11 protein-coding genes, 1 tRNA gene and 1 pseudogene are annotated in these 18,545 nt (G+C 70.4%); 5 read left to right on the plus strand and 8 right to left on the minus strand.

Annotated elements, in window-relative coordinates; all coding sequences use genetic code 11:
* Nucleotides 1–43: 43 nt before the first annotated feature.
* The gene (locus DFO65_RS03840) at nt 44–2,221 is read right to left on the minus strand and encodes an FAD/NAD(P)-binding protein (RefSeq protein WP_245940457.1); all 2,178 of its coding nucleotides are present in this window, start codon (nt 2,219–2,221) and stop codon (nt 44–46) included.
* 500 nt (nt 2,222–2,721) lie between these two features.
* On the opposite strand from DFO65_RS03840, the gene DFO65_RS03845 reads away from it, so the two are divergent.
* Nucleotides 2,722–3,738 carry a DUF2332 domain-containing protein gene (locus tag DFO65_RS03845; RefSeq protein ID WP_113903099.1) on the plus strand — a complete coding sequence of 339 codons (1,017 nt, stop codon included), beginning with the start codon at nt 2,722–2,724 and terminating at the stop codon, nt 3,736–3,738.
* A 183-nt stretch (nt 3,739–3,921) separates the two neighbouring features.
* On the opposite strand, the gene DFO65_RS03850 is transcribed toward DFO65_RS03845, so the two are convergent.
* The 4 genes from DFO65_RS03850 to DFO65_RS03865 all read right to left on the minus strand — a co-directional run bounded on the left by DFO65_RS03850 (nt 3,922) and on the right by DFO65_RS03865 (nt 7,926).
* Nucleotides 3,922–4,335, minus strand: a complete 414-nt coding sequence (locus DFO65_RS03850; protein ID WP_113903207.1) for a VOC family protein — start codon at nt 4,333–4,335, stop codon at nt 3,922–3,924.
* Nucleotides 4,336–4,448: 113 nt separating this feature from the next.
* A complete protein-coding gene (gene selB, locus DFO65_RS03855; RefSeq protein WP_113903100.1) occupies nt 4,449–6,278 on the minus strand; it encodes a selenocysteine-specific translation elongation factor in 1,830 nt (609 codons plus the stop codon).
* A complete protein-coding gene (gene selA / locus DFO65_RS03860) occupies nt 6,278–7,708 on the minus strand; it encodes an L-seryl-tRNA(Sec) selenium transferase (RefSeq protein ID WP_113903101.1) in 1,431 nt (476 codons plus the stop codon). The genes selB and selA overlap by 1 nt, the downstream gene beginning before the upstream one ends.
* 122 nt (nt 7,709–7,830) lie before the next feature.
* Nucleotides 7,831–7,926: transfer RNA gene (locus DFO65_RS03865), tRNA-Sec, on the minus strand.
* A 178-nt stretch (nt 7,927–8,104) separates the two neighbouring features.
* On the opposite strand from DFO65_RS03865, the gene selD reads away from it, so the two are divergent.
* Nucleotides 8,105–9,091 carry a selenide, water dikinase SelD gene (gene selD, locus DFO65_RS03870; protein WP_113903102.1) on the plus strand — a complete coding sequence of 329 codons (987 nt, stop codon included), beginning with the start codon at nt 8,105–8,107 and terminating at the stop codon, nt 9,089–9,091.
* A 37-nt stretch (nt 9,092–9,128) separates the two neighbouring features.
* Here selD and nrfD read toward each other — a convergent pair whose 3' ends face one another.
* The 3 genes and pseudogenes from nrfD to fdnG form a co-directional block, all read right to left on the minus strand.
* Nucleotides 9,129–10,346: an NrfD/PsrC family molybdoenzyme membrane anchor subunit gene (gene nrfD, locus DFO65_RS03875; protein WP_113903103.1), complete on the minus strand. Its 1,218-nt coding sequence runs from the start codon at nt 10,344–10,346 to the stop codon at nt 9,129–9,131.
* Nucleotides 10,343–11,461, minus strand: coding sequence for a 4Fe-4S dicluster domain-containing protein (locus DFO65_RS03880; protein WP_113903104.1), 1,119 nt, complete (start codon nt 11,459–11,461; stop codon nt 10,343–10,345). The genes nrfD and DFO65_RS03880 overlap by 4 nt, the downstream gene beginning before the upstream one ends.
* 371 nt (nt 11,462–11,832) lie before the next feature.
* Nucleotides 11,833–15,051, minus strand: a pseudogene (fdnG, locus tag DFO65_RS03885) (formate dehydrogenase-N subunit alpha); the annotation flags it as partial.
* A gap of 249 nt (nt 15,052–15,300) precedes the next feature.
* Here fdnG and DFO65_RS03895 point away from each other — a divergent pair.
* The 3 genes from DFO65_RS03895 to DFO65_RS03905 all read left to right on the plus strand — a co-directional run bounded on the left by DFO65_RS03895 (nt 15,301) and on the right by DFO65_RS03905 (nt 18,493).
* Nucleotides 15,301–16,632, plus strand: a complete 1,332-nt coding sequence (locus tag DFO65_RS03895) for an MFS transporter (protein WP_113903107.1) — start codon at nt 15,301–15,303, stop codon at nt 16,630–16,632.
* A gap of 129 nt (nt 16,633–16,761) precedes the next feature.
* Entirely contained in the window at nt 16,762–16,944 is a 183-nt protein-coding gene (locus DFO65_RS03900) for a hypothetical protein (protein WP_245940458.1), read from the plus strand.
* Between the two features lie 34 nt (nt 16,945–16,978).
* On the plus strand, nt 16,979–18,493 hold the full coding sequence (locus DFO65_RS03905; RefSeq protein WP_113903109.1) for an MFS transporter: 1,515 nt from the start codon (nt 16,979–16,981) through the stop codon (nt 18,491–18,493).
* The last annotated feature ends 52 nt before the right edge of the window (nt 18,494–18,545 follow it).

The following is an 18,545-nucleotide window of genomic DNA, read 5'->3' on the forward strand; positions in this document are numbered from 1 at the left end:
CCGGCGCTGCTTCATTCCGCGTCGGGTCAGTCGCGTTCCGGGCTCACACAGCGGTCGACGCGACCCCGGCGCACTCGTCCGGCTCGCCGGCGCACTCGTCCGGCTCGGCGGTGCGGGGCTCGACCTGGGATGCTGCGCGGGAGCGATCTCGAAGGGCAGGCTGCCTGCCGGCCCGCAGGACGATCTGCTTGGCGGCGATGTCCGCCCCCGCCAGCAGCGGCGAGGACTTGTGCGGGGTCGCACCGATGGCGCTGCCCGGCTGCGTGGTCGACGCGGGAATCCCGAGCACGACGATGCGCTCGTCCACCCCGCCCGCGGCATCGACGAGGTTGTGGCCGAGTTCGGCGTCCTCGCTGACCAGGGCGCCGGTGGCCTCGATGTAGTCGGTCGGCACGCCGTCGATGGCGTGGATGCGCGCGCGTCCGGACTCCAGGAGGGCGGTCAGGAGCGGGTCGTCGGTGGCCGAGACCTTCCCCTTCGACATCCGGGTCTCGAGCAGCACGCGCGCCTCGGCGGTGCGTCCGGTGATCGCCGAGACCGCCCGGAAGCCGGCGTCCGGTTCGGTCGGCAGCTCGATGACCGTCTCGGGGCCGAGCAGGTCGATGACCCCGGCCTCGATGAGGGCGAGCACTCGCCGCACCCTCTCCGAGGGCGGTCCGGAGGCGAGGAAGAGCCCATCGGCGTCGAACCATCCGTGGAGGTCACGGACGAGGGAGTCTCCGGCGATCGCGCCGACCGCGCCGAGTTCCTGGGCGGGGCCGCGAAGGACGCTCATCACCCTGTTGACGGCGGCCCGGGGATGGACCGCCGCCCTGGACATCGAACCGAGTTCGTCGGTGATGAGCCGGTCGACGAATTCCTCCCAGTCCTCGGGGCTGATGGGCTCACCGCGGGTGGGACGGCGCAGATCCGCGATCGTCCAGTTCCACCGCGAGTCGACGACCGCCTCGGCGAGCACCCTGTCGACGTCCTCACCCGTCATGCACTCCTCGAGCAGGGGGATCCATGCGGCGGCCTGGTCCGCCGGGATCGCAGCGTCCGGGCGCAGGTCCGAGCGCAGAGTCTCCGGTGCCCATTCGGACAGCGCGGCGAGGTACTGATCGGCGATCTCCCGGGCGATGGTCGGCCACACCTCGACGGCGAAATCGAGGTTCCTCCGCGCCCGGAGTCCGGCGAACCATTCGTCTCGAGCCCAGCGGGGACGGTAGTCCCGCTGCGGGGTGTAGGGAACGGGCTTGCTCCGGTAGGGCATTCCGCGGCGCGAGCCGGCCACGAGCCGTGGCTCCCGCCCCGAGGGGATGTAGCGCAGCCGCCCGTGCGGGTCGCCGGGGACGTCGTCGAAGCGCCCGCCCCATTCCTCGGCGAGACCGCCGATGACGTCGAAGAAGTTCGCCCCCAGCCCGCGCACGAGCACGGTCTCTCCCGCGGGCAGCCCGGAGAAGTCCCGTTCGGCAGGCATCCCCGGAGGCACGTACCGGAGGCCGCGGTCGGCGGCGAATTCCGCGCACGCTCTGACCTGGGCGTCCGGCACCGCCTGGACCATGCCCTGGGCGAGGACGATCGTCGGAGCCGAGAGTCGGCGACCGTCGGCGAGGACGACGCGCGTGGCCGCTGCGTTGTCGAGATCGTCACGGCTGCTGCCGTCGACCGGGGTGCGCGTTGCGCGAACTGCCCCGTCACCGTCACCGGACTCGAGGTCGACGGCGAGCGCGGTGAACTCGGTGAGGTCGATGAGCGGATGTGCCGCAGCCGCCTCGAGCTGATCACGGTAGTAGACGCCCTGGAGCCGGCGCGAGGTGAAGTCGAGGGCCCGCAGCGCTTCCGCCTCCTCGGCGACCCAGTCCCCCGCCGCGTGCCGGCCGGCGCGGGCGACCTCGTCCATCCACTCGACGAGGGTGGGGCCCGGTGACGGAGGCCCGCTGAGGTCCGTGGACTCGTCCGGGTAGATCGTCGTCGCCGAGGCGGTGGTGTTGTTGAGGTACTGCCCGGGCTGCGCGGTCGTCCAGGTCGCCCCCGGACCGACCTCGTGGGCGTCGACGATGGCGATGCGCAGGGGCGCCGGTCGGGCGTCGTCGGCCGTCCGTGCGGACTCGCCGAGGCGAGCGGCGATGCGGATGAGGGTGGCGACCCCGCGGGGACCGCCGCCCACGATGACGGCATCGAAGGTCTGGGTGGTCGGATCGCTCAACAGTCGGGCGTCGGAGGAGGGTTCGGATGTCACGGATCAACTGTCGCAGATTTCCACCTCACCCGTCCATACGGGGTCGGATTCCGTCATGTTGCCCGAAGGACGCTGCTTCCCGCAGTGCCTGGGAAGGCGGGGATTGTTGGGCGATCCGGCGCCGGTGCCGCTCCTTCGCAGCCGCGACCCATGTGGTGCGGGCCCATAGCGCGTCCTCGACGACGCCGTCGGCAGCGACCCCGACTCGTCGGCCGCGACCCAGAAGTGGAATCGCGACGCCTTCGTGCACCGTCTCACGCAGCCGCTACCAAGAAGTGAGAACGCGACGGTGAAATGCCGCGCGATTCCACTTCTTGGTAGCGGTCAGCTGCGAGGACGGGGCTGGGGACCCCCGAACCGGGTCCGCCGCACTGTGGACGGACGCGGCATGCCTCGCCGAGGGCCGCCGATCGGTGGGTTGGGACTGGCAGGCGGCCGCCGCTCACCTACGCTGGCATGAACCTGCCCCAAACAGCCCCCGCACGCCGAGGAGCACGACCATGCAACCGAGCAGCCCGAGCGAACCCGAGTCCCTGCGCACTCACTACGAGCGATTCGCCGAGCTCGAGGCAGCTGGTGCCTCGGAGACGTACGCTGCATGGGCGAGGGGTGTTGCCGCGGACGAGGAGATCCTCGACCTCGTGCTCACCCTTCCCTGGCCGAAACGGCAGGCCAACTTGCTCTTCGCTGCTGCTCGGCACCTCGGCGCCGGGGCCACCGAGTTCCCGATTCTGCGCACCTGGCTGCTCGATCACTGGGAGCCGGTCGTCGACGTCATGCTCTCCCATTCGACGCAGACGAACGAAGCGGGCCGGTGCGCGGTCCTGCTGCCCGTCCTCTCCGAGCTCGAGCAGCCTCTGTCCCTCATCGAGGTGGGAGCCTCGGCCGGACTGTGCCTCTTTCCCGATCGCTACAGCTACGACTTCGACACCGCGAATGGTCGGGTCGAAGTGCATCCCGCCTCCGGACCGAGCTCCGTGTCCATCCGCTGCACGATGGAGAACCACGATCCGCCCGATCGCGTCCCCGACGTGGCGTGGCGGGCCGGCATCGACCTCAATCCGCTCGACGTCACCGATCCCGAGCAGCGCCGATGGCTGCAGTCGCTCATCTGGCCCGAACACCGTGAGCGCAGGAAGCGGTTGGAGGCCGCGGCTGCGATCGCCGCCTCCGATCCGCCGAGGATCCTCGCCGGGGACCTGCTCGGAACGGTGGACGCGCTCATCGACGAGGCGCCTTCGGGAACGCGAACGGTGGTGTTCCACAGCGCGGTCCTCGCCTACCTCGGGGCCGCTGAACGGAGGAGATTCGCCGAACTGATGCTGGGCAGAGCCGACGTCACCTGGATCAGCAACGAGGGCAGAGCCGTCCTCCCGGAAATCGGACGGGGCCTCCCGGGCATGCCCGACGGCCGATTCGTCCTCGCCGTCGACGGACGACCGGTCGCTCTGACCGGGCCGCACGGGCAGAGCTTTCAGGGTCTGGGGGACGTCCCGCCGCCCGGGCCTCACAGGTGAGGCCCGGTGCGAACGCACCCCGCCTCTCGCGGCCGCGACCCAGAAGTGAAATCGCGACGCCTTCGTGCACCGTCTCACGCAACCGCTACCAAGAAGTGAGAACGCGACGGTGAAATGCCGCGCGATTCCACTTCTTGGCAGCGGCCGCGTGAGAGCCGACTACCAGCGCACCCCACGGCCTGGTCAGCTCGGTTCGCCGGCCGTGTCGACCATCCAGGGCACGCCGTAGCGGTCGACGCACGCGCCGAACGCCTCTGTCCAGAACGTCTTGTCGAGCGGCATCTGCACCTCGCCGCCTTCGGACAGGGAGTCGAACACGCGCCGCGCGGTCTCGGCGTCGGGTGCCGTGTAGGACAGGGAGATCCCGGTCTTCGGGCCGCCGTCGCCGGTCGGATCGTCGGATCCCATGAGCAGGGCATCGCCGAACGTCAGGGCCGCGTGCATGACGCTGTCCTCAGGCGCCCCGGGCATCCGCTGGTCCTCGGGCGCGTCCTTCATCAGCATGATCGACACCTCACCCCCGAAGATCCCCTGGTACCACTCGAAGGCCTCGGCGCACTGGCCGTTGCTGAAGAAGATGTAAGCGTTGATCGACATGATGGACACCTCTCGCTGGCTGCCGTTGCGGACATCGTCGTCCGCACTCAGTATCGACCCACACATGCACTACATGGGCAGTGAGACCGGGATCCAACGGTGAGATGCGGGGTCTAACGGACGACTTCGCGCTTGGTGTTGTCGATCCGCCGGGTCCACCCCCGCGAGTCGAGATGCTCGAGCAGCGGGATGACCACGCGCCGCGTCGTCCCCAGAGCCTTGCGCGCCTCACTCGTCGTGAACGGCTGATCGAGTCCCGCGAGGATCCGCATGGCCTGCGCGGGTGTTCGCGGCGAGACGACGACACCGTCGCCGAGGCGCAGCAGCCGTCCCGCGCTCTCGGCGACCGCGAGCTCCCGCGCTCCCAGGCCGAGGGCCCGGAGATCGTCGGCCTCGGGAGCGGCGAAGAGATCGGCGCCCAGGCGGCGCTCCACCTCGGCGACCCCGGCCTCGGCCGGTCCGAGGTCTGCGGTATGGCCGGGCGGCCGCACCATTCCCCTGACAGATTCGAGTCCCGCCTCCGCGAGGATCGCGGTGACGAGCTCCGCGGCGGGCGCTCCGCTGCCCGACTGCGCGGGCACAGGAGGGCGGAGGCGGCGCGCCTCCTCGGTGACGGCCTTCTCCGGGACCCCGGCGACGAGGGGATTCGCCGCGAGCGCCCTCGCCACCGAGGTCCGCACCTCCTCGGCCCAGGTCCGCAGTGTCGGGCGGTGGACGAGCCATCCCGCGGCCGGTTCGACGACATCGTCGGGGAGCGCCGCGGGGATCTCGAGTCCGAATCCGATGAGCCGCTGCCGTCGCACGGCACCCCGGCGCGCCACCTCGGCGCCGATGTCTCCCGTGACGGGACGGTCGGCGAGCTCGGCGGCACGGCGGGCGCCATCGCCTCGGCGGGTGAGGTCGGGGACGTCGACGTCGAGGACGATCGCACCGGCGAAGACATTGCGGCTGCCGGGGTTGCGCAGGACCATCCGATCGCCGACCTCCAGCGGAAGGGGTCGGTCGAGGGTGAGGCGGGCGTGGTCGGCGTCGAACGGCCGGACGTGGGCGGGGACGGCCGCGGTGCCGATGTGGAGCATGAGCTCACGCACCCCCGCGTCGAGGTCCTCCCCCATGCTCCGACGCACGTCGATGACCTCGACGAGCGGCCAGGTTCCCGGGGTGATGAGCGCGGCGCCGCGATGGACGTCGGAGGTGGCGACGTCGCGGAGGTTGACGGCCACCCGCGCAGTCGGGGTCACGGAGCTCGCGGCGGCGTTGCGGCTCTGGAGCCCGCGGATGCCCACCCGGCGGGGCGCGGACTCCCCGACGATCTCCATCTGCGCACCCTGGGTCAGGGTCCCGGCGGTCAGGGTCCCGGTGACGACGGTGCCCGATCCGGTGATCGAGAACGTGCGGTCGACCCACAGGCGGACGCGGGCGTCGGCGTCAGGTGCGGGCGCCGAGGCGAGGACCTCATCGAGTCGCTGAACGAGTTCATCGAGTCCGTCGCCGGTCGTCGCCGACACCGCGACGACCGGAGCGTCCTCGAGTGGAGTGTCGCGCAGTTGGGCTCTCGCCTGGACTGATGTCGTCTCGACGGACTCGGGTGCGAGATCGGCGCGGGTGATGACGACGATGCCGTGGGTGATCCCGAGGGCCGTGATGGCGTCGCGGTGATCGCTCGACTGGGCCTGCCATCCCTTGTCCGCGGCGACGACGAGGCACACGAGCGGAGCGGGTCCGACCCCGGCGAGCATGTTCGCGAGGAAGCGTTCGTGGCCAGGCACGTCGACGAAGGCGAGCTCGCGACCCGAGGGCAGGGTCGTCCACGCGAATCCGAGGTCGATCGTCAGCCCGCGTTTCCTCTCCTCGGCCCAGCGGTCGGGTTCCATGCCGGTGAGGGCGCGGACCAGCGTCGATTTGCCGTGGTCGACGTGCCCGGCGGTCGCGACGACGAACATCAGCCCTCCTCGCCGAGGCCGTCGCGGCCCTCGCCGAGGTGGTCCGCCCGCGGTTCGGGATCGTCGCGGCCCTCGCGGAGGCGGTCGGCCGCGGCGAGGACCGCGGCGGCCACCCGATCGTCCTCGGTCTCGGGCACGCACCGCAGGTCGAGAAGGCATCGCCCCTGGTGGAGTCGGGTGACGATGGCGGGATCGCCGAGGCGCAGGGGCTCGGCCAGGGCTTCGGGCAGTTCGAGTGCCCAGCCGGGCAGCGGGACTCCCGGAGCTCCTCCGCCGCCGACCCGTCCGTCGTGGGCGACGACCGGCAGATCGCCGAGGCCCGCGTCCGCGCTGAGGACGGTCGCGAGTCGGTCGGTGCGCCCCCGCAGCTCGTCGACGTCGATGTGGAGGGCCTCGTGAACGGGATTGCGGGCACTCGTCACGGTGGCCTCCAGGGCGGCCAGCGTCAGCTTGTCCGTGCGCATCGCCCGGGCCAGGGGGTGCGTGGCGATCGTTTCCACGGCATCGCGACGGCCGACGATGAGCCCGGCCTGCGGACCGCCGAGGAGCTTGTCCCCGCTGACGATGACGACGTCGGCGCCGGCCTCGAGAGCGGTCGTGATGTCGGGTTCCTCGGGCAGCGCGGGATCGGGGACGAAGAGGCCGCTGCCGAGGTCGGCGATCAGGGGCAGCCCGTGCTCGTCGGCGAGGCCGCGCAGGCTCGCGATGTCGACCTCGGCGGTGAATCCCTCGACCCGGAAGTTGCTCGTGTGGACCTTGAGCAGACAGCCGGTGGCGGCCGAGATGGCGCGAGCATAGTCGTCGAGGTGGGTGCGGTTGGTCGTCCCGACCTCGCGCAGGCGGGCACCGGTGGTGACCATGAGGTCGGGAAGTCGGAACCCGGCGCCGATCTCGACGAGTTCGCCGCGGCTGACGATGATCTCCCCGAGGCCGGCTGCGCCGGAAGCGTTCGGCCTCCTCTCCGCCAGGGCCGTGACGGTCAGCAGCAGAGCTGCCGCACCATTGTTGACGACCAGGGCGTCCTCAGCGGCGGGACAGGCGCGGAGCAGAGCCGCTCGTGCGCCCGTGCCGCGGCGGCTGCGCCTGCCGGACTCGAGGTCCATCTCGACGTCGACGTAGCCCGTGGCATCGAGGACCGCCTGCCGGGCCTCGTCCGACAGCGGTGCGCGACCGAGGTTGGTGTGCACGATGATCCCGGTCGCGTTGAGCACCGGTGTCAGGGAGGAGGCCGCACGGGGTGCGAGGCTGCGGATGATCGTGGGGACCACCTCGGCGACGGGCATCCGGCCGGACCGGGCCGCTGACTGCGCGTCGGCGACGATCGCGCGGATCGTCGACTGGCCGAGCCGCTCACCTGCGGCGATGACCTCGGGGAGGGCGAGGAGGCGATCGGTGCGCGGAATCCTCCGCCGAGGGTCGGTATCGACCATGACAGCGACCTCCGTGGCAGTCGACGGTGGGCCTCGCCGAGCAGCCCGACATCGCCTCGCCGAGGGTGGGCATCACCTCGGTGGGGCATCGGGACAGCACGAACGGGGCGCGATTGCGTATGTGGCGGAGACGGACGGGAATCGAACCCGCCAGACCGAGATGCTCGGTCTCACCGGTTTTGAAGACCGGGGGGCCCACCAGGACGCCGGACGCCTCCACCCCGCATCCTACCCGGTGCGATGCCGGCACAGTGCACCGGCAAGGACCCCCTCATCGCCTCTGCTCCCCCTGCGCCTGTGCCGGCCCTGCGTCCGCGGCTGCGCCCCCCATGGTGTCTCCATCCGCGCACCCGGCGGTTCTTCGCGGGCCAAGCCGCCGGTGTTAGTCTCGGGCGTATGACTGCCATCACCGATCGTCTGACCTCGTACGCCCACGGCGGGGGATGCGCGTGCAAGATCCCGCCGGGTGAGCTCGAGGATGCGGTGCGCGGCCTGACCGGTCAGGATGCCCCCGATGTCCTCGTCGGACTCGACGACGGCGACGACGCCTCGGCGGTGCGGGTGCGCGAGGACCTCGCGGTGCTCTCCACGGCGGACTTCTTCACCCCGGTCGTCGACGACGCCTACGACTGGGGCCGCATCGCCGCCGCCAACGCCCTCTCCGACATCTACGCGATGGGCGGGACGCCGGTGACGGCGATCAACCTCGTCGGCTGGCCGCGCGAGCTCCTGCCGATGGAGCTGCTCACGGAGGTGCTGCGCGGCGGGCTCGATGTCGCGGCCGCCGCGCGCTGCCCCGTCGCCGGCGGCCATTCGATCGACGATCCCGAACCGAAGTACGGCATGGCCGTCACCGGCATCGCCCACCCCGATAAGCTCATGCGCAATGACTCCGCCGAGGTGGGGCTGCCCCTGACGCTGACGAAGTCGATCGGCGTCGGCGTCCTCAACAACCGGCACAAGGCCACGGGTGAGACCTTTGCCCAGGCGATCGCGACGATGACCGAGCTCAACGCCGAGGCCTCGCGGGCCGCGGTGGACGCCGGGATCAGGGCCGCGACCGACGTCACCGGGTTCGGACTGCTCGGGCACCTGTTCAAGATGTGCCGCGCCTCGGGGGTCGGGGCCGTCATCGACCACACCAGGGTGCCGGTGCTCGACGGCGTCCGGAGGTTCATCGCCGAGGGCAACGTCACCGGCGGCTCCCGCCGCAACCTCGACTGGGTCCGCCCTCACCTGCGCGTCGACGACGGGATCACCGAGGAGGAGCTCGTGCTGCTCGCCGATGCCCAGACCTCCGGCGGACTCCTCGTCGTCGGCGAACTGCCTGGTCACCCCGTCATCGGGGAGATCGTCGCCGGTTCCGGGATCCGCGTGCGCTGAACGGGCCGCCGCCCGACAGCCACTGGACTGCTCCGCCTCAGCGACCTGTCGTGATCGAATCGTCGGTGATCCCCCGAGCCCGGCGCTCCTCGAGCCGCGCCTTCTGCGGCTCGACGACGTGACGTGGGTCCTTCGTCGATTCGATGCCGGCTTCGAGCACCCCGAACCGGGTGTACGCCGAGGCGGCGGCGAGGGCGACGCCGCTGATCGCGGAGACCGCCCGCAGCACCGTCTTCGTCTTCCACCTGCGGCCACCGGACACAGATTCCGCGCCCTTGGCCAGCTTCGTCGACAGGAACCGGGCGCCGACCTCGACGGCGGCGGTCCCGAGGGCTCCGGCGATGAGCAGCTTCTCCGACCGGTGCAGCTTGTGACCGGGCTCCCCCGACTCGAGTGGCTCGACCTCGGCAGGGTGCATGCGCTTCTTCATCCCCTGCATGGCGACGAGATCGCCGGCGGCTCCGGCCACTGCGAGCAGCCTGGCCGGCCCGGTCTCCCGGACCGGGGCCAGCGCCATCGCCGTCCCGCCCGAGGCCATCGCGGCCGAGGACACGAAGACATACGGCAGGCCGTTGCGCCCGGCGGCGTTCCACGTCGGCACGGCGGTGGCGCCGAGGAGCACCGCGGTGTAGGCGGCGAGCGGGGTCGCGAAGAGCGCGGACTCGACCGCGGCGGTCGTCTCCAGCGCATGGAGCGGCCGACGCAGAGGCCCCAGCGGCAGGAGCCTCTGCCCGGTCAGGCGGTCGACCTCGATCGCCGCGGTCACACCGGCGCCGACTCCGAACCCGGAGAGGATCCACGTGCCCAGGCTCATCGGGGAGGTCACCTTGACCGTGCGCATCATGTTGAGGAAGCGCTCGGGGCGACCGAGATCGGCCACGAGGGCGGCACCGCCGAGGGCCGTGGCCGAGATCGCCGTGAGCCGAGTCGCGGCCCGCAGTCCCGGCCTGTCGGTCAGCTGCGCCCCGAGTCCGAGCAGCGTCGAGCCCCCGGCGAGGCCGCCGAGGAAGAGGTAGAGCGAGATCTCGTGGCCCCATGGCGGAGCCTTGACGATCGGCCGGCCGTAGTATGAGGAGAACTCGACGTCCTCGACCATCGGCATCTCGCGACCGCCGTCGGCGCCCCGGTTCTGCCAGCCGCCGCGACGCGCGCCGGCGGCCCCGGACCCGCCTCGGTCACCAGCGCCTCGGCGCCGTTTCCTCCGGCCTCCGGCCGGCTCGGGCGGACGGTAGGAATCGAATTCGGACGTGCTCATGGACGGCGGCTCCCGAGGAAGGCGAGACCGGCGGCCGCGACCATGCCCAGTGCCGCCATGCCGGCGGTGGCGAACATCTGCGGCAGGTCCTTCGTCGGCACCCGCGGGTCCGGCGGCAGACCGTAGACCTCGGGCTCGTCGAGGAGGAGGAACACAGATCCGATGCCGCCGACCCCGTCGTTCGGGTTGGCGCCGTAGAGCCTGGCCTCGGTGAGGCCCTTCGCGTGGAGGTCCTCGACGCGGGCGTGGGCCTGGGCGACCATGTCGTCGTGGTCGCCGAACTTGATCGAAGTCGTCGGGCAGGTCTGCGCGCAGGCCGGGGTCTGCCCGTCGACGAGGCGGTCGTAGCACAGGGTGCACTTGTTCGCGGTGTTCTTGTGGGGGACGTCCATGTCCGTGGCGCTGCGGTCACGGTCGGTGGGCGTGTTGATAGTCCCGTCGTCACGCCGTTCGATGACCCCGAACGGGCAGCCGGCGACACAGGTTCCGCAGCCGTTGCACACGTCGTTCTGGACGACGACGGTGTCGAACTCGGTCCGGAACAGCGCGCCGGTGGGGCAGACGTCGAGGCACCCGGCGTGCGTGCAGTGCTTGCACACGTCCGATGACATCAGCCAGCGGAAGTCCGGGGTGTCCGGGGGCGTCGTGTCGACGCCGGTGAAGTCGCTGGGATCGCTCGGCTGCAGAGCCCCGGGGGCGAGCAGGTCGACGTCGAGCTGGGGCGAGCTCGGCAGGTTCGGCGCGGCGCCCTGACCGTCATCGGCGAGCGCTGCCGGTCCGCCGGTCGGCCCGGTCCGGGGTCGCACGGTGGGCATGCCGAGGCTGACGAGCCGACGCCCCGACTCCCTGGCCTTCTCGATCCGCTCCTGGTCCTGTTCGATGAACGCGACGTGTCGCCAGGTGTTCGCGCCGAGGCTGCCGGTGTTGTCGTAGGAGGAGCCGAGCAGCTCGTACGTGCCGTCCTGCGGATTGCGGTTCCATTCCTTGCAGGCGACCTCGCAGGCCTTGCAGCCGATGCAGATCGAGGTATCGGTGAAGAACCCCTTGCGCTGGTGCGCCGAATGCGCCCAGTGCCCGTCGGCTACGGTGTCGTGTCCGAACGTCGACGTCGTCATCGGTCCTCCTCGTCCTTGTCTGCTCTGTCCCCGGCCCGCCGGCCCGGCTTGATGTCCACCCGTCCGGTCCGGTCGTCGGCACTGGCCCGACCGGTGTCGTCAGCGCCCTCACCGTCGTCGTCGCGGTCGGTGCCCGCCTCGCCGGTGTCGGCGCCGCCGTCGGCCGAGGCCTCTCCCGCCATCGGCGGCCGCGATTCCGCGGTCTCGGCGTCCCAGCTGCCCTCCGGCCCGGCGGACCCGTCGTCATCGGAACCGGCGACGCCGGCGTCGGGCGGTGCGGCGCCGTCACGGGCCTCGCCGTCCCCGCCGTACGTGCGCGCGGGCTCCGTGCCGACGGCCGAGTGCCCCTCCCTGCCGACGTGCCCGCCCGAGTCGGAGTCGGAGTGCGCCGCCGCCGAGGCGGCCACGACGTCCTCCGGAACCGTGACCTGCCGGTTCCCCGACTCGGTCGTCAGTCCGGCATTGGCCTGGAACTTCTCGACGAAGTCGACGAGGTCGACACCGCGGGGGCGCCGGCCAGGCAGGACCGCACCCGCGACGTACTTGCTGTTCTGAATGAACACGTTCGGATCCATCGTCACGCCGAGGAGGTCGTTGGCCGAGTCCCCCTCGATGACGGCGTTGCCGCCGACTCCCCAGTGATACGGCAGGCCGACCTGATGGACTGTCCGACCGCCGATCGTCAGCGGGGTCATCCTGTTCGTCACGAGCACGCGCGCCTCGATCGCCGAGCGCGGGGACACGAGCGTGGCCCAGCCGTACGGTTCGAGGCCCAGCTCCTCGGCAAGCTCCGGGGAGACCTCGCAGAACATCTCCGGCTGCAGCTCCGACAGGTACGGCAGCCAGCGCGACATGCCGCCCGCCGTGTGGTGCTCGGTGAGCCGGTAGGTCGTGAACACGTAGGGGTAGACCTCGGAGCCCGGGTAGCCGGCGCCGGGGGCGGACAGGTTGTCCTCCCGCTTCATCGTCAGCCGGGTCGGGCTGTTCTGCTGCGCATAGAGGGGGTTGCCCACCGTGGACTCCTGCGGCTCGTAATGCGCCGGCAGCGGTCCGTCGACCATGCCGCTGGGCGCGAACAGCCACCCCTTGCCGTCGGCCTGCATGATGAAGGGATCATCCCCGCCGAGGTGGCTCGGCCCGCCGTGCGGTTCGTCGAAGCGGGCGCTCGGCTCCCGGTCGATCGGGAAGTCGGGAACGTCGTCGCCGGACCAGCGCCCGGCCGTCTCGTCCCACCACACGAGCCGCTTGCGCTCCGACCACGGCTTGCCGTCGGGGTCGGCGGAGGCACGGTTGTAGAGGATGCGCCGGTTCGCCGGCCATGCCCACGCCCATTCCGAGGCCATCTCGTCCTGCTCGGAGCCGGGCTTGCGCCGGGCCGCCATGTTCACCCCGCCGGCGTAGACGCCGGCGTAGATCCAGCAACCGCCGAGGGTCGTGCCGTCGTCGGTCATCTCCGCGAACGAGTTCAGCGGCTGTCCGTGCTTCTCCCCGCCGACGTGGTAGCCGTTGATCTCAGCGAGCACCGCCTCGGCGTCGACGTCACCCTCCGCATCGCGAGGGTAGTCCCATGTGAGGTCGAGGAGCGGCCGGTCCCGGGGGTCGTCGGAGTCCGCGAGCTTCTCCCGGATCCGCTCCCCGAGCTCGTAGAAGAAGTCGAGTTCGCTCTGGGCGTCGCCCGGCGGGTCGACCGCCTTGAACCGCCATTGGACCAGGCGCTGGGTCTGGGTGAAGGTGCCGGCCTTCTCCGTGTGGTTGGCGGCGGGGAGGAAGAACACCTCGGTGTCGATGTCCTCGGGGCGCATCTCGCCCGTGGCGATCTCCGGGCCGTCCTTCCACCAGGTGGCGGATTCGATGAGATTGAAGTCGCGCACGACGAGCCACTTGAGGTGGCTCATCGCCATCCGCTGCATCTTGCCGTTGGCCGATCCCACCGCCGGGTTCTGGCCGAGAAGGAAGTAGCCGTCGACGCCGTCCTCGAGCATCCGCACCTGCGTCTGGTACGTCCCGTGGGCGCCGGTCAGCCGGGGCAGGTAGTCGTACGCCCAGTTGTTGTCCGCCGTCGCCGCATTGCCCCACCACGCCTTGAGCAGATTCACCGCGTACGCGCGGCCGTTGGCCCAGAATCCGCGGTGGGTCTCGGGCGTGCCGACGGCGGCGATGAAGTCGTCGAAGGTGTCGTGGACTCCGGCCCGGGGCATCGGCAGATAGCCCGGGAGCAGGTTGAACAGGGTCGGGATGTCGGTCGAGCCCTGGATCGTCGCATGACCGCGCAGGGCCATGATGCCCCCGCCCGGCCGTCCCATGTTGCCGAGCAGCAGCTGGAGGATCGACGCCGTGCGGATGAACTGGGCGCCGAGCGAGTGCTGGGTCCAGCCCACGGCGTAGGCGAAGCAGGTCGTGCGCTCCCGGCCCGAGTTCGTCGTGATCGACTCGAGCAGGTACTCGAAGTCCTCGGGCGCGATGCCGCAGTTCTCGGCCACCATCTCGGGGGTGTAGCGGGAGTAGTGGCGCTTGAGGATCTGGAACACGCAGCGCGGGTCGCTCAGCGTCTCGTCGCGGATGGCCACACCCGCCTCGTCGGTCTCATACGCCCAGGTCGAGTTGTCGTACGTGTTGGTCTCGGGGTCGAAGCCCGAGAACAGTCCGTCGAGGTCCTCGGTGTCCCGGTAGCCGGCATCGATGAGGTTCGAGGCGTTCGTGTACGCCCGGACGTACTCGTCGAAGTGCAGGCCGTCGGAGAGGATCCGGTTGATGAGCGCGCCGAGGAGCACGATGTCCGAGCCCGCCCGGATCGGGACGTGCTTGTCCGCGATCGCCGAGGTGCGGGTGAACCGGGGATCGACGTGGATGACCCGGGCGCCCCGAGCCTTGGCCTCGGTCACCCACTGGAAGCCCACCGGGTGGCACTCGGCCATGTTGGAACCCTGGATGACGATGCAGTCCGCGTTCGCCATGTCCTGGAGCGGTTGGGTGGCGCCGCCTCGCCCGAACGAGGTTCCCAGACTGGGAACCGTGGCGGAGTGTCAAATACGCGCCTGGTTCTCGATCTGTATCGCCCCGGCCGCGGTGAACAGCTTCTTGGCGAGGTAGTTCTCCTCGTTGTCGATGGTCGCCCCGCCGAGGCTGGCGATGCCCATCGTCCGCCGCAGCGGGTGGCCCTTGTCGTCGAAGTCCTCCCAGTGGTTGCGGCGGGCTTCGAGGAAGCGGTCGGCGATCATGTCGATCGCGGTGGGCAGGTCGAGCTTCTGCCAGTCCTTCGCCTTCGGGGCGCGGTAGAGGACCTCGGTCTGGCGTCCGGGAGCATTGACGAGCTGCTCGCTGGCGGCGCCCTTGGGGCACAGCCGGCCACGGGAGATCGGGGAGTCGGGGTCGCCTTCGATCTGGACGACCTTGTCGTCCTTGACGAAGATCCTCTGCCCGCAGCCCACGGCGCAGTACGGGCAGACGGACTGGACGACCTTGTCCGCGGTCGTCGTCCGCGGCGCGATCCCGCGGGTCCGCTCGGACACGACCGATTCGCCCCGCCCCGACTTGTCGGAGGTGCGCAGCTGCCGGATCACCGGCCATTCGAGCAAGCTGAACCGACCCATGAGCACACCATAGCGAATCGGCAGGGCCGACGATAGTGAAGCAGACCTCACTCCTCGTCGTGTCCCTCTCCGCTCGTCCGTCCGCGGCGGTGGGGACGGTCGCCGAGGTGACCGACTGCCCCTGCAGTCGCCGGCACTCGGTATGGTCGGATGAGGTTTCCACCGTCGTCGGGTGAGGAGCAGGCCCGGCAGACGGTCCTGCTCCCGATCCGACCGCGATCCCGACGCCCCACCTCGATGGAGAGACACATGAGCGAGAACACGACAGCCTCGGCGCTCGAATACGATGCGACCCAGGAACTCAGCGTCAAGGACGCCAACAAGGTCGCCGTCGGGGCCCTGATCGGCACCGCGCTCGAATGGTACGACTTCTTCCTGTTCAGCGCCGCCGCCGCGCTGATCTTCAATGTCCAGTACTTCACCAGCGAGAATGCGACCGCCGCCGCGCTCGCGTCGTTCGCGACGTTCGGCGTGGGCCTGGCGGCGCGGCCGATCGGAGGCATCATCTTCGGGCGGATGGGCGATCGGATCGGACGGCGCCGGGTGCTCATGGTCACGATCGTCGGCATCGGGGTCGTCACGGGACTCATCGGCATGCTCCCGACGTACGCGGCGATCGGATTCGCCGCCCCGGTCCTGCTCGTGCTCCTGCGGATCCTCCAGGGCCTGTTCGTCGGCGGCGAGTGGTCGGGGGCGATGACGATCGTCGTCGAGAACGCCCCGCTGCACCTGCGGGCCCGCTACGCCGCGATCCCCCAGATCGGCTCCCCGATCGGCACGATCCTGTCCTCGGGCGGGTTCTTCGTCATGACGCTCCTGTTCTCGCAGGAGAGCTTCGACTCCTGGGGCTGGAGGATCCCGTTCCTCGTCGCCCTTCCGCTGCTGCTCGTCGCGGTCTGGATCCGCAGCCGCCTCGAGGAGTCCCCGGTCTTCAGGCAGCTCGAGGAATCCGGCGAGGTCTCCCAGAGCCCGGTCCGGACGACTCTGCGCGAGAGCTGGAGGCAGATCGTCGTCGGCATGGCCGCAGCCCTGCTCGGCGTCGGCGGGTTCTACCTCGTCACCGCCTTCTGCGTCTGGTACGGCGTCAACATCCTCGGCTACGACGACTCGCTGCTCCTGCTCGGCAGCATGATCGCCGCGGCGATCGAGATCGCCGTCCTCGTCTGGGGCGGGATCCTCGGCACCAAGTACGGTGCGAGCCGGGTGATCCTCTGGGGCGGGGTCGCCTCGGCGGTTCTCGCCGTACCTTCGTTCCTCCTCTTCTCCTCCGACCAGCCGGTCCTCATCGTGGCCGCCATGGTGCTCGCGGTCTCGACGCTGTCGTTGCCGTACGCGGCCTCGGGGACGGTCCTCACCGGCCTCTTCCCCGCCGCGACGAGGTACACCGGAGTGGGGATGGCGCAGAACGCCGCAGGAATGCTCTCCGGGTTCATCCCCCTGCTCGCCACCGGCTTCGTCTCCTCGGCGGGAGGTCACTGGTGGCCGGCGGCCGCGATGCTCGCCGCTCTGTCGCTGTTCACGGCCTATGCCGGCGCTGTCGCTCCGCGGCTGAGCGTGAGTCTGCCCGGCTTCCGGCACTGAGGCACCGGAACGGGTGGGCGACGGCGGAGAACTCTTGCCCGCGGACTACGCCTGGGTGTTAGCCTCACTGTCATGGTGACTTGTCGACTGCTCGGACACCGGCTCCGTTTCCGTTCCGAAGGCCGCACGATGGTCTGGGAATGCGAGCGCGGCTGTGGCACCTCGGGGAGCAAGACGTATCCCTCACCCGAGCATGCCACCCGGTACTCCGCGGCCCTCGACCGCGACGACTCCGAATCCCTCGGACGCCGTGCACCGTTGATCGGGCTGTTGCCCCTGCGCCTGTGGCGGAAGTACCGAGACCGCCGCTAGGCCCGGGGCCGGCGTACGACTGGGAGGGTGAGCGATGGCACAAGGAGAACTCGGCACCATCACGACGAAGGTGCCGGCCCGACTCGACCGGCTGCCGTGGACGAAGTTCCACTGGCGGGTGATCATCGGCCTGGGAACGGTGTGGATCCTCGACGGCCTCGAGGTGACCATGGTCGGCAGCGTCGCCGCGCGGCTGACGGAAGAGGGCAGCGGGATCGAGCTCACCGCCGGTCACATCGGGATCGCGGCGGCCGTCTACATCCTCGGCGCCTGTCTCGGGGCGCTGTTCTTCGGCCAGCTCACCGACCGCTTCGGCCGCAAGAAGCTCTTCATCCTCACCCTGGCCGTCTACGTCATCGCGACCGTCGCGACGGCGTTCTCCTTCTCACCGTGGTACTTCTACCTCGCCCGGTTCGTCACCGGCGCCGGCATCGGCGGTGAGTACGCGGCGATCAACTCCGCCATCGACGAGCTCATCCCCGCGCGGGTCCGCGGTCGGGTCGACCTGGTCATCAACGGCTCCTACTGGCTGGGCGCCGCCGGCGGTTCGGCACTCGCCCTCCTCCTGCTCAACGAGGACCTCTTCGCCAAGGACCTCGGCTGGCGGCTGGCCTTCGGGCTCGGCGCCGTCCTCGGCCTGCTCATCTTCATCGTCCGCCGGCACGTCCCGGAGAGCCCGCGCTGGCTGTTCATCCACGGCCGGGAGGACGAGGCCGAGGAGATCATCGACGCCATCGAGCGTGAGGTCAAGGAGGAGTCGGGTGAGCACCACCTCGAGGACGTCGACGACAAGGACTCCCTGACCATCCATCAGCGGCACACCATCCCGTTCCGGGAGATCGCCAAGGTCGCGTTCACGAAGTACCCGAAGCGGGCGATCCTGTGCCTGGCCCTGTTCGTCGGGCAGGCGTTCCTCTACAACGGGATCACGTTCAACCTCGGCACGCTGATGACCGGGTTCTTCGACGTCGGTGCGGATGTCGTGCCCGTGTTCCTCGTCCTCTGGGCGATCTCGAACTTCCTCGGACCGGTCATCCTCGGACCCCTGTTCGACTCCATCGGGCGCAAACCCATGATCGCGACGAGCTACCTCGGATCGGCCGCGGTCGCCGTGATCCTCGCACTGATCCTCACGGGAAGCGACAACGAATGGCTGTTCCTCGGCGTGCTCATGGTCTGCTTCTTCCTCGCCTCCTCGGGAGCCAGCTCGGCCTACCTCACCGTCAGCGAGATCTTCCCGATGGAGACCCGCGCCATGGCCATCGCGTTCTTCTACGCGATCGGAACGGGGCTCGGCGGAATCATCGGGCCCCTCCTGTTCGGCCGGTTCATCGAATCCGGCGACATCGGGCTCGTGGCGCTCGGGTTCTATGTCAGCGCCGGAGTCATGGCGCTGGGCGGAGTGTGCGAGCTGATCTTCGGAGTCAAGGCCGAGCGAGCGAACCTCGAGGACATCGCCCAGCCCCTGACGGCAGGCGAGCGCGACGCCTCGGCGGCAGGGCCCGGCCGTTCGCCGGGAGGACCCGCGGGTTCCGCGCGGGAGAAGTGAGCGGCCCCGCTCCCCGGGCGCCCGGGGAACTCGGGCGGTCGGGCCGGAGGTT

Origin of the sequence: Brevibacterium sanguinis, assembly GCF_003315415.1 — a bacterium.
Taxonomy (GTDB): Bacteria; Actinomycetota; Actinomycetes; order Actinomycetales; family Brevibacteriaceae; genus Brevibacterium; species Brevibacterium celere_A.

Coding starts and splice junctions, on each gene's coding strand:
- DFO65_RS03905 (WP_113903109.1), top strand. CDS start 16,979: ATGGCACAAGGAGAACTCGGCACCATCACGACGAAGGTGCCGGCCCGA.
- DFO65_RS03845 (WP_113903099.1), top strand. CDS start 2,722: ATGCAACCGAGCAGCCCGAGCGAACCCGAGTCCCTGCGCACTCACTAC.
- DFO65_RS03895 (WP_113903107.1), top strand. CDS start 15,301: ATGAGCGAGAACACGACAGCCTCGGCGCTCGAATACGATGCGACCCAG.
- nrfD (WP_113903103.1), bottom strand. CDS start 10,346: ATGAGCACGTCCGAATTCGATTCCTACCGTCCGCCCGAGCCGGCCGGA.
- DFO65_RS03850 (WP_113903207.1), bottom strand. CDS start 4,335: ATGTCGATCAACGCTTACATCTTCTTCAGCAACGGCCAGTGCGCCGAG.
- DFO65_RS03900 (WP_245940458.1), top strand. CDS start 16,762: ATGGTCTGGGAATGCGAGCGCGGCTGTGGCACCTCGGGGAGCAAGACG.
- selB (WP_113903100.1), bottom strand. CDS start 6,278: ATGTTCGTCGTCGCGACCGCCGGGCACGTCGACCACGGCAAATCGACG.
- selD (WP_113903102.1), top strand. CDS start 8,105: ATGACTGCCATCACCGATCGTCTGACCTCGTACGCCCACGGCGGGGGA.
- selA (WP_113903101.1), bottom strand. CDS start 7,708: ATGGTCGATACCGACCCTCGGCGGAGGATTCCGCGCACCGATCGCCTC.
- DFO65_RS03880 (WP_113903104.1), bottom strand. CDS start 11,461: ATGACGACGTCGACGTTCGGACACGACACCGTAGCCGACGGGCACTGG.